Source organism: Chitinophaga sp., assembly GCF_036569125.1.
GTDB lineage: Bacteria > Bacteroidota > Bacteroidia > Chitinophagales > Chitinophagaceae > Chitinophaga.
Genome location: NZ_DATCRF010000721.1, coordinates 1 through 11,076, shown reverse-complemented (window position 1 = coordinate 11,076; position 11,076 = coordinate 1). Strand labels below are relative to the sequence as shown.

9 protein-coding genes are annotated in these 11,076 nt (G+C 48.5%); 2 read left to right on the top strand and 7 right to left on the bottom strand.

Features of this window, described 5'->3' with window-relative positions; all coding sequences use genetic code 11:
• Positions 1–1,011, top strand: a 1,011-nt coding sequence (locus VIM87_RS26735) for a D-arabinono-1,4-lactone oxidase (protein ID WP_331999947.1), incomplete at its 5' end; no start/stop codon positions are given.
• Between the two features lie 8 nt (positions 1,012–1,019).
• On the opposite strand, the gene VIM87_RS26730 is transcribed toward VIM87_RS26735, so the two are convergent.
• The 4 genes from VIM87_RS26730 to VIM87_RS26715 form a co-directional block, all read right to left on the bottom strand.
• Positions 1,020–2,120 carry a phosphatidylinositol-specific phospholipase C1-like protein gene (locus VIM87_RS26730; protein ID WP_331999946.1) on the bottom strand — a complete coding sequence of 367 codons (1,101 nt, stop codon included), beginning with the start codon at positions 2,118–2,120 and terminating at the stop codon, positions 1,020–1,022.
• A 59-nt stretch (positions 2,121–2,179) separates the two neighbouring features.
• Positions 2,180–3,778: a RagB/SusD family nutrient uptake outer membrane protein gene (locus VIM87_RS26725; RefSeq protein WP_331999945.1), complete on the bottom strand. Its 1,599-nt coding sequence runs from the start codon at positions 3,776–3,778 to the stop codon at positions 2,180–2,182.
• Between the two features lie 40 nt (positions 3,779–3,818).
• A complete protein-coding gene (locus tag VIM87_RS26720) occupies positions 3,819–6,824 on the bottom strand; it encodes a SusC/RagA family TonB-linked outer membrane protein (protein WP_331999944.1) in 3,006 nt (1,001 codons plus the stop codon).
• A gap of 454 nt (positions 6,825–7,278) precedes the next feature.
• The gene (locus VIM87_RS26715; RefSeq protein ID WP_331999943.1) at positions 7,279–7,791 is read right to left on the bottom strand and encodes a DinB family protein; all 513 of its coding nucleotides are present in this window, start codon (positions 7,789–7,791) and stop codon (positions 7,279–7,281) included.
• A gap of 438 nt (positions 7,792–8,229) precedes the next feature.
• Here VIM87_RS26715 and VIM87_RS26710 point away from each other — a divergent pair, with 438 nt between their 5' ends.
• Entirely contained in the window at positions 8,230–8,565 is a 336-nt protein-coding gene (locus VIM87_RS26710; protein ID WP_089906396.1) for an SWIB/MDM2 domain-containing protein, read from the top strand.
• 94 nt (positions 8,566–8,659) lie between these two features.
• Here VIM87_RS26710 and VIM87_RS26705 read toward each other — a convergent pair whose 3' ends face one another.
• From VIM87_RS26705 to VIM87_RS31450, 3 genes are all read right to left on the bottom strand, one after another.
• Positions 8,660–10,084 (bottom strand): hypothetical protein, encoded by a 1,425-nt coding sequence (locus VIM87_RS26705; RefSeq protein ID WP_331999942.1) that lies wholly within the window; start codon positions 10,082–10,084, stop codon positions 8,660–8,662.
• A gap of 9 nt (positions 10,085–10,093) precedes the next feature.
• Positions 10,094–10,939, bottom strand: a complete 846-nt coding sequence (locus VIM87_RS26700) for a type IX secretion system membrane protein PorP/SprF (protein WP_331999941.1) — start codon at positions 10,937–10,939, stop codon at positions 10,094–10,096.
• 2 nt (positions 10,940–10,941) lie between these two features.
• Positions 10,942–11,076, bottom strand: a 135-nt coding sequence (locus tag VIM87_RS31450) for a gliding motility-associated C-terminal domain-containing protein (RefSeq protein WP_414649671.1), incomplete at its 5' end; no start/stop codon positions are given.

The following is an 11,076-nucleotide window of genomic DNA, read 5'->3' as shown; positions in this document are numbered from 1 at the left end:
GGGCAGCTATGCCCTCACCTGCAAAAGAATGGTTTTGCCTTACATAACCTGGCATCCTTACCACATATTTCAATAGCAGGCGCCTGCGCTACTGCTACGCATGGATCGGGCAGCGGGAATGGCAACCTGGCTACGGCTGTTGCTGCACTGGAAATGGTGGTTGCTTCCGGAGAGGTAGTTACACTATCACGTGAAAAAGACGGCGCTGCATTCCGGGGGGCTGTGGTGGGCCTGGGCAGTGCAGGTGTAGTAACCCAGCTAACATTAAACATTGTTCCTTCTTATTCTATACAGCAGGACCTTTATGAGCACCTGCCCTTTACTGAGCTGGAAAACCGCCTGGAAACTATTTTTTCCAGCGCGTATAGTGTAAGCCTGTTCACTGACTGGAAGCGCCGCACCTTTAGCCAGGTATGGCTGAAACGCAGGTTGGAAGCGGGACAGCAGGTAAAAATGCCCGCTGATTTCTTTGGTGCTACGCTGGCCACACAAGCATTACATCCTATTGGCGAATTATCTGCAGTACACTGTACGGAACAAATGGGCGTTCCCGGTGACTGGTTTGAACGCCTGCCGCATTTCCGTATGAACTTTACCCCCAGCAGCGGCGAAGAATTGCAATCAGAATATTTTGTATCACTGGATGATGGGTATGATGCGCTGCTGGCTATAGACCAGATAAGGGACCTTATTGCGCCGCACCTGCTGATCTCAGAAGTACGTACGATTGGTGCAGATGGCTTTTGGATGAGCCCCTGTTACAAACAACCCTGCCTGGCCATTCACTTCACCTGGAAGCAGGACTGGGAGGCCGTACAGCAGGTATTACCATTCATTGAAAAACAGCTGGCGCCTTTTAACGCACGCCCTCACTGGGGCAAAGTATTTACCATGGCGCCGGAACGGATAAAGCTCTTATACAAAAAGCTGCCGGAATTCCGGCAGCTTTTGCAAACGTATGATCCCGGAGGTAAGTTCAGGAATGCGTTTGTGGATCGGTATATTTTTTAAAGCTTTTATCAGTGCGCGCCTGCAGCGGCCGTGCTGTTGCTGAACACAGGATTCATCCGCAAATACTTACTGCTCCCATCAAAGCTCACTTCATAATCTGAACTGAAGTGGGTGCTTTTACGATAGTAATCCGTAGTAATGATCTGCGCACCGGAATTGCAGGCGGCCTGGAAAGATGACCGGTCATTCAGGCGGGCTTCTTTAGTGTCAGCATCTGCACGGGTGCGGATGATATAACCTTTGGCTACCAGGTCTTTTATTTCCGGCTGCCTGGGATTGTTGCGGATCATCATAGCTGCTTCAGGTGTGCCGGGATCTGCATTTACAAATAACACCCGGCCTTTTAAAGATGGATGGCCGGCAATGTACATGGCTCTTTTACGGTCATGATCATCCAGCACAAAAAGAAATTTACCACGGGCTGCTTTCAGGGTAGGCCAGTTATCATGCAGCACGGCTTCTTCCAGGGTATTGTAATTACCGCGTACCTTATCCGGTGTAATAATATTTTCTGCGCCTAAATAATCCGTGAGCTCTTTATCCAGTGCCTGAAAAGTGGCTTCTGTTACAGGCTCCGGCTCTGTGAGCATAGAATTTTCTTTGCGGGGCTCCCCTCCTTTTACTTCCAGGGTAATGAATACGGGATAATGATCCGGGTGTTTGTCCGACCAGGCTCTCAGATCCTGCAGGCCCTGTTTAAGGGTCAGGCAATAGCTGCGGAAATCCAGGTCGGGTATATGAAATACTTTAAAGCCAGGCTGGTTCATCACGCCATCCGGGTCAAAAGGCGGCTGACCGGGCGCCCAGTCCAGCCCTTTGGGGTGCGCATATCTTCCGCCTTTTTCATCTGCATACACATCAATCTCCAGGTTCAGCAAACCCATGTCCAGCTGTGCTGTTAAGGGAATGTGCTCATAATCTATTTTGCTGGCGGAAACAGAATCTTTTTGCCGGAATACTTTAAATAACGCGGGGTCAATGGCTTTTTTATAGCTGTTGTGCGAGCCTATCACCTGGATACGGTTCATGTGCAGCTCGTCCGGCAATCCTTCTTTATGCAGCACCGGCAGGGCCAGCGCCAGGCTAAGGCTTATTAATGTTTTCAACATAATCATGGTTTTAAAAAAGCCGGCCTGTTGTTACAGGCCGGCTACAGGTTTCAACAAAGTTAGTTAGGATATCCCGGATTTTGTTTCAGGTTTGTGTTTAACCTGATCTCCGTGATAGGTATGGGATAAATACGACGGGTTACATCTTTATTCATGCTCAGGTTATCGTTCGGCAAAGGATATTCCTTTTCAAACTGGCCAAAGCGGATGAGGTCCTGGCGGCGCCAGCCTTCCCATGAAAGCTCGCGTGCACGCTCGTCCAGGATACCCTGAAGGTCTACACTGGTAGCCTGCTGGGCGCCGGCGCGGGTACGCAGCTTGTTCACCAGTATAAGCGGCGTTTGTACTTCCCCGTTCACCGCGGTTGCAGGTGCGCCGCGCAAAATAGCTTCTGCTTTCATCAGCAGCACATCGGCTAAGCGGAACACCGGTACATCATTCCCATTCAAACGGGTTGCCTGTGTGATAGCAGGATCCGGGTAGTATTTGGCAGAACGTACGCCGGAGGCCTGGCTAAGGCGCGTGTTCCCTATGTCCATAGGTTTGCCGGGTACCAGGATAAGCGGTTTATAAATTACGATCTGCGTTCCGTCATCAGGATACAATACCGGCTGGTTTGTGAAACCGCCTGCACCATCGGGGTAGAACTGCGGGCCTACAAGCCAGGTTTGGGTGCGGGCATCACCGGGTATATTAAAGCGGTCATAGAATTCAGGCGTAGTGCTCATAGCAATACTTAAGCCTACGTTAAAACCGTATGCCTGTACCAGGTAATAGTAAAAACCAAAACGGGTGAACTGGTTGCCGGGGATCTGCTGATCATAAGGCACCGCAAAAATAGTTTCGCTGATCTGCGGTCCGTTGTTAGGCAGGAAGATGTCGCGGAAACGGGGATCCAGCGTGTAGTTGGTGTTTGACTGAATGCTGTCGGCCATGGCCACAACATCCTTATAACGGTCTATACCGGTATATACTACGGAGTTCAGGTATAATTTTGCCAGCAGCGCAAATGCCATGGCTTTAGTAGGGCGGCCGTACTGCAGCAGGTTGGTAGCTGCGTTATTGCTTTTGGATGGTAGTGATGATGCAATGGCCTTCAGCTCTGACTCAATATAGGCAAATACGGTAGCGCGCGGCTGTGTGCTGGGCAGGGTGTCTACCGGGAAGGTAGTGATCAGCGGCACATTACCATAGGTATCCATCATAAAGTAGTAGTACAATGCACGCATAGCCCTTACTTCCAGCGTTAAAGCTGTTTTGGCGGCATCATCCAGCTTGGAGCCGGCCAGCACGCTAACCAGGCGGTTACAGTTGTTAATACCGCCAAAGCCCCATTGCCATATACCGGTTACGTATGGGTGATCAATGGTCCAGGTGTGGTAGTGGCACTGGCGGTACTGGCCGCCATCATCAAAGTTACCATCGCGTGCAGGAATAATAGCTTCGTCTGTTGACAGCTCCTGCATACGCCAGTAGTTAATGGCGTAGTTAGATGACAGGTTGGAGTACATGGTACCCAGCAAAGCAGCATAATCTGAGGATGTTTCCGGGAAGTTACCGCCTACGTACTGCGACTCAACATCCACATCCAGCTTGCGGCAGCCACTGATGGTTACAAGCGCCGCCAGTGCTGTTATGATCAAATATATTCTTTTCATCCGTTAATATTTTTGTTTTACTTTTTTTAATCTGCTTCCGTTAAAAAGCAGCAGATACCCCTATGATATAAGTGCGTGTTTTAGGATAGAAGTTGTTGTTATCAATACCGGGGGTAACACCGCCGATGTTAATCTCAGGATCCACACCACGATATTTCGTGATCACAAAAAGGTTATTGCCGGATACATAAAAGCGGATGCTTTTTACAGATTGTGTATGCGGTTTAAAGGTGTAACCTAAAGTAACATTATCCATACGCAGGTAAGAACCACTTTCCAGGAAACGGTCAGAGATCAGGTAGGCATTAATATCCTTGTAAGATTCCTGCAGGGTGAAAGTGGGAATGTTCTGGATCTTGGAATCTACCGGGTTGTTCAAACCTGCCAGGGTAGCATTCAGTATCTTGTTACCGGTTACGCCACGTACCAGGAAGTTCAGGTCAAAACTTTTGTAGTAGAAAGTGTTGGTCCAGCCGTAAATGAGGGATGGCTGCGCATTACCGGCAATCCTTGCATCAGTGGTCAGCGGCTGCGTGGAGATCACTTTCCCGTCTGCATTCTCGTAAGAGCTTACCCCATTTTCATTCTTACCTACATAATGCCACAGGTTAAAGGTGCCCAGGGCCTGACCGGGCAGAATGATCTGGCTGTAGTTACCTGACTGGCCTTTACCACCCAGCTGCGCGGTTTGAATGTAGTTGATGGTGAATTTATCGTTCGATAATTTTTCGATCGTATTCTTGTTGTGCGCCAGGTTAACGGAGGTTTTCCAGGTAAAGTTCTTTGTTTTTACCGGCACCGCGTTGATCACCAGCTCTATACCAGTGTTCTTAATACTACCTACGTTTGCGGTATAGGTAGGCACAAAATACTGGGTTGTGGAAACCGGGTACTGATCATAGATCAGGTCAGATGTTTTCTTGATATAATAATCCACAGAACCATTGATGCGGTCTTTCAGGATGCCGAAGTCCAGGCCTATGTTGGTGGTAGCGGTGCTTTCCCATTTCAGGTCAGGATTGTCATTACGTACCGGGCCAATGGAATTGGTAACATTACCGTTATACAGGAACTTAGGACTGGCAGAAGAGCCATATACCAGCAGGGAAGAGAAGGCGTTGAAACCGGCGCTGTTACCGGAGGCGCCGTAACCTACCCTTAATTTCAGGAAGCTGATAGCCCGTATGTTCTTCATAAATTCTTCATTGCTGATATTCCAGCCGGCAGAGATAGCCGGGAAGTAACCCCAGCGGTTGTTCACACCAAATGCAGAAGAACCGTCATTACGCAGCGATGCCTGGAACAGGTATTTATCTGCATAGGAATACTGCACACGCGCATAATAAGAGATCAGGCGCAGGGTGGAGATGGGATTGTTATCAAATGCGATCTGTGAAGTATTGGACGGGTTGGAGAGGTACAGGTTATTATACGTCAGGTTATCATTTGAGAAATTCTGCGTAGTGATCCCGAAACCATCATTGCTGCGGTCCTGCTGATAGGTGTAGCCACCTAACAGGCGCAGGGTATGCTGTCCGAATTCGCGGTCGTAATTGAAATAAGATTCCAGTACGGTGCTGGTGTTCAGGTACGACTTACGGGTAGCCAAACCGTTAAAGTTCACTGCCAGGCCGGAAAAACGGTTGTAGTAACTGTTATAGTTGTATTCATCCCGCTGGGTAGATGCGGACAGGGTATATTTCAGGCCCTTTATAATGTCTACCTGCACCAGTCCGTTGATCAGTGTTTTGTTATCATCTGTTTTAATGAAGTTATTATCGATCAGGGACAGTGGGTTTAAAGTACCGCTACCGGTACGGGCATAATATTCTTTATAGGAGCCGTCTTTATTGAAGGGGCTTACGGTTGGCAGGTAAAACAGGCGGTTTGATAATACCTGCGGCTGTACGATGTCGTCGCCTTTAGTGTGGCTGTTAGTAACGGTAACGCCTAACTTTAAACGGTTATTGAAGAAACGCTGTGTCAGGAAACCTCTTACCGTGGTACGTTCCAGGGAACTATTCTTGAGCACACCATTATTCTTCAGGTAGTTTACGCTGCCGCCGTAATCAGTGTTGGCAGTGGCGCCGCCAAAGGAAATGTTGTGGTTCATTGAATACCCCTTTCTTTTGGTGAGGGCCTGCCAGTCGGTGCTGGAGCCATCATCATTCAGAACAGGGATCAGGGTTTGGCCGTTCTTGGCCAGGTAATCACGCAGCTCGCCGGCGCTCAGCATATCAATTTCTTTGGACACTTCTTCCATAGCGCCGTAAGCGCTGTAGTTCAGCCTTGTTTGTCCGGGTTTGGCTCTTTTGGTGGTTACCATAATTACGCCGTTGGCAGCACGCGCACCGTAAATGGCGGTGGCGGCGGCATCTTTCAGCACATCAATGCTTTCAATATCTGCAGGCGCCAGCAGGTCGATAGACGCGCCGGGCACACCATCAATTACATAAAAGGGTTCCATAGCGCCACCGGTAGTACGGATGGTGGAAGGGCCCCTTAATACCACGGCAGGCGCCTGGTTGGGGTCACCGCTTTTGGTTACGTTCAAGCCGGCTACTTTACCCTGCAGTAATTCTGCGGGGCTGGTTAATACGCCCTGGTTAAACTCTTCCGACTTAATAGTGGTGATAGATACCGTTACATCTTTTTTACTGGCGGTACCATAACCAATTACCACTACATCTTTTAATTGTTTGGTATCTGTTACCAGGGTAACGTTAATTACTTTTTTATCTTCTGCTTTTGCTTCTTTGGGTACGGAACCCATTAAAGAGAACAGCAACACCTCATCGGGTCCGTTCACAGTAAGCGTGTAGGCGCCATTGGCGTTGGTGGTGGTGCCCCGGTTAGTGCCTTTTACCGACACGGTTACACCGGGCAGCGGTGCATTGTTTTCGTCCGTAACGATACCTTTAATGGTGCCATCTGTGCGCTGGGCATAGGATGTAATTCCCAACAGCATTACCCATAACAACACAAAGGTTGCTTTGATAGCTGTACGGCAAAATGGCTTTAATGATAAAGCGTACATTTTCTTCATTTCATTTAATTGTTAAGGATTGCTTTGAATCTGATAGATCTTGTGGTCCGTTTTTGGTCAGTAGCTAATAATATTAATTGCCGTCATTTTCCCCTATGGTAATACGTGTCCCGAAAAGCTATCCCCCAGCCTTAACAATTCCTTCACATTGAAGGGACTGCCTTGCGGGGATGGCCGGATAAGCATATGACGTACATGATCTCTTGTATCAGCTCCTGTATCCAGGCTATTGCTACAGTATGCGTTTTACGATTTTGGTTTATGTGGCTTTGTTTTTCATACGTGTACAGTTAGCGGCGCAGCCTTTTATCCGTGATTCATAAGGGCTGGGTCTTCCTATAGGTTGACCGGTATTTTACTGGCCAGGGGCAATATTAAATAAAAAAGTGCAACCGGATAATGATATTGGGGATAAAAAAAACACCGGGCAGTAAACCCGGTGTTTTAGGATATATTAAAAACGGTCCCAGAATGGCGGCGGTTCAATGCCCAGGGATCGCAGGTATACATACCCCTGCCCCCGGTGGTGGATCTCATTATCTACCAGGTATAAAAGGTTAGCGTAAATGGGGCCTTCGTACATACCAAACGCTTTTTCCACTTCGTGAAAGCGTTCGGGGGTGATCTGCGGCCAGAGCGCTTCTATTTCCTCTGTCACCTCATCCCACTGCTTTAATATTTCTTCCTTGGTGGTGGGCAAAGGTTTTTCGGAATGGTGCTCCAGCTCATTGATCTGCGGCCATTTACCCGTGGCAACACCTTTAATCCCGCCGCTTGCCAGGCCGGTTAATTCTTCTGCCAGGCCGGCAAATGGGCGCATACCGCCAATGGAATAGTTGAAAAGCTTATCTTCGGGAAATGCAACAATGACGCGACGGGTCAATTGACGGTGTCCCTGCCAGTGCTGCAGCAGCTCTTCGGGGCTAATAACCTGTGCAGGAGCGGAAAGAGTGGTGTTGATTGCCATGATCAAAGTGTTTTAAAGTTTAATAATCTGTTTGACAATACGAAGTAACACAGGGGGAGTGACAGCCTTATGTCAGTATGGGCAGGAAGAATTTTAAAATTTTTTTGTGGTGTGACCTCAACAAAAGATCAAAAAAAGGGTTGTAATGTAATAGTTCCTTTACAGGCATGTATAAAATCCGGTACCTTGCCCGGTGATTGCAAAAGATGGCCCCTTTCCGGGTAAGATCCCGGCGGTATTGAGCTAACAGCCCATCAGCCCGGTTTTATCAGTGCAAAAGATGCTTTTAATATGGACGATGATGCGCACCGCTTTCGTTATTTCCGCCGATAAAAGGTTAATTGGCATAATTTAAGCTGCACAGGCTATTTTATAGAAAGCCGGCTGTCTTAATTATTGAACGGTTTTTAATTATTAACGCTTAAATTAAATATTACTATGGCAAAAACAGCTAAATCAGCTACCAAGGAAACGCCTGCTAAAAAAGCAACAGCGAAAGCTGCTGCCCCCAAAACTGCCGCTAAGAAAAGCAATACAGGTTTAATGGCCCCGCTTACGCCCAGCCCTGCATTAGCTGCAGTTGTAGGCAGCCAACCTTTGCCAAGAACAGAGATCATCAAAAAAATCTGGGATTATATTAAGGCGCATGGCCTGCAGGATCAGCAGAACAAACGCATGATCAATGCCGATGATAAGCTGAAAGGGATCTTTGAAGGTAAGAGCCAGATCTCTATGTTTGAGCTGGCAAAAGTGGTAGGCAAACATGTAAGCTAAAAAGGCATATGAGGTTAAACAGCGGGCGCAGGCTATGGCTTTGCACCGCTGTTCAGCCTTGTTGTTTGTCGTTTGTACAGGCAGTATGCCTGCATTACTGCGCACTGCTCACGGGCGAAAACCTGTAAATATCATCGTTCCCCCGCCTGTCTGAGCTGAAATATCCCCGGTGATCATGATCATATAGCAGCACGCCAAAATCATTACGGCGGCTGTTCATTGGCGCCCCTGCGTTTTGTGGGGCAGCTATTGCTTTGTATCCACCCTCCAGCTTTACACTGAAAATATCCAGCCCGCCCAGGCCCGGCCAGCGGTCGGATGAAAAATACAGCACCCCTTCCGGTGATACATAAGGGAACATTTCATTCCCCGCGGTATTCACCAGCGGACCTGCATTTACCGGCGGCGCCCAGCCCTTTTCTGTAAGCAGGCAGTAATAAAGATCCTTCCCTCCCAGCCCGCCCGGCATATCGGAGGTAAAGAACAATACTTTCCCATTTGGGTGCAGCGCGCCGTGTCCTACATTATAATCCGGGCTGTTATATGGAAAGTCCGGCAGCTTTTCCCACCCATTGCGGGTGGCTTTGAAAAACTGCAGCTGCAGGCGGCTAACGCCATTCTTTCCCTGTTTTGCCGGGTAATTATAAGTGATCACAGCCGTATCCTGGTTATGGCTAAAGGCCATCGGCCCCAGATGAAAACGCCCGCCCAGCCGGTTATCAAAAACCATCACCATCCGGGAGGAAAGCTGATTTTCCACCGGCCTATAGTTCAGCTTACGGTTTACTGCTATCTCAGGGCTGCCGGCGCTGCTTTTAGGATCGTTATCATCATTCACTATCTTATCCTGCGGCGCATAAGACAATACATCTTCCAGCTCCGGGGTGCGCAGCATTACATCCTTTATCCGCGCTGTATCTTTTATATAGAACAGCTCCAGGAACTCACCGCCGGTCCACCCGTTCATTTTCTTAAATGCCTGTACGCGGGGCCGGTCTGATACAAAGGCCAGCCCGGCACGGACAAACACCGGGCAAAAATCTGCATACCCGCTGTTGATATTCAGCAGGCGGCTTTGTGTGTTCAAAGTATCCTTGTAAAAAGAGGAGATATTGTTTTCATAGATCTGCGCCATGTTGTTCAGCTGCTCATCCGGGTGGCCTTTAGCCATGTACTGCCGGTAGGCCCCGGCAGCGGCAGGGTACTGACCGCTCATGGCCAGCAGCTGTGCATAGCGGTATAATACGGTATCTGTGGCGGCGGCCGCATCGGCCTGTATAGCTTTGTGGTACCAGCTCAGGGATGCATCGTATTGCTGCGTTCTGTAATAACTTTCCGCCAGCTTTATCATCGTGGCCTTATTGATGGAATCTTCTGCCAGGGCATCCTGGTAAAGGTCAATGGCATCTACATAACGCAGGTCCCGGAAAGCTTTATCGCCCCTGGCTACCAGCGTAGCCTGCGCCTGGATGAACATCGGCAGCAGCAAAAATATTGGCAGATAATAGTGATACTTCATCGTGCAGGTTTAAAAATAGCGGGGAGAGTATACTTTCCCGTTATCCCATCCAAATTCAAAACGGAGCATGATCTCATGTGTGCCCTGGTTATATTTCACCAGGTTGGAGATACTATGATCATAGGCATAACCAATGCGCAGCTGGTGTGTAGCCTGTATTTCCAGCAGGCCGGCTACTGCATCGCCGGTGCGGTAGGATGCGCCTACGGCCACCAGATCTTTGATCCAGAGATTGGTATTCAGATCTACCTGCACCGGCGCACCCCGCACTACTTTTACCAGGGTGGAGGGTTTGAGCTTAAAATCCTCGCCCAGGTCAAATACATAGCCGGTGATAAAGAAAAAGTGCAGGTACTTTTTTGCGATCACGTCGGCGGTATAATAGATCTGATCTTTGCGTAAATAACTTTTTACGAGGTTGGGAATGGAAAATCCCACATAAAAGCGGTCTGAGTTATAATATAGTCCGGCCCCAAAGCTGGGCAGCAGGGCATTTATGTTTTGAGAAAAGGCCGGGTCGTTTGAATCTATCAGGTCTACTTTAGTCAGATTGGCCCGGTAATTACTTACGCCGCCCTGCAAGCCAATGGCCAGGGTACCTTTTTCCTGGAAACGGATACGGTATGCATAGGTTCCATAAAAACCGGTTGTTTTGGTGATGCCTATCTGGTCGTTAAAAGCCTGTATGCCCAGGCCTACCTTATCATCCGCTACCGACATATCCAATGATATGGTGCCGGTTTGCTGAGCTCCATCTACCCCCACCCATTGCCGCCTGTACATGGCGTCCTGCTGCGCTTTTGTTTGCATAGCTGCCAGCAGCAGGCATGCAAGCATCAAATATGCACTTTTCATAACTAACGCATTATTGTAATGTAGTTTACAAACCGGTCCTTATCATTGAGTATAATGATATAGTAGTAAGTACCATCCGGCACATCCTCTCCAATATGGAGGCCTTCGTTACATTTCCCATCCCATGTATTTTTATA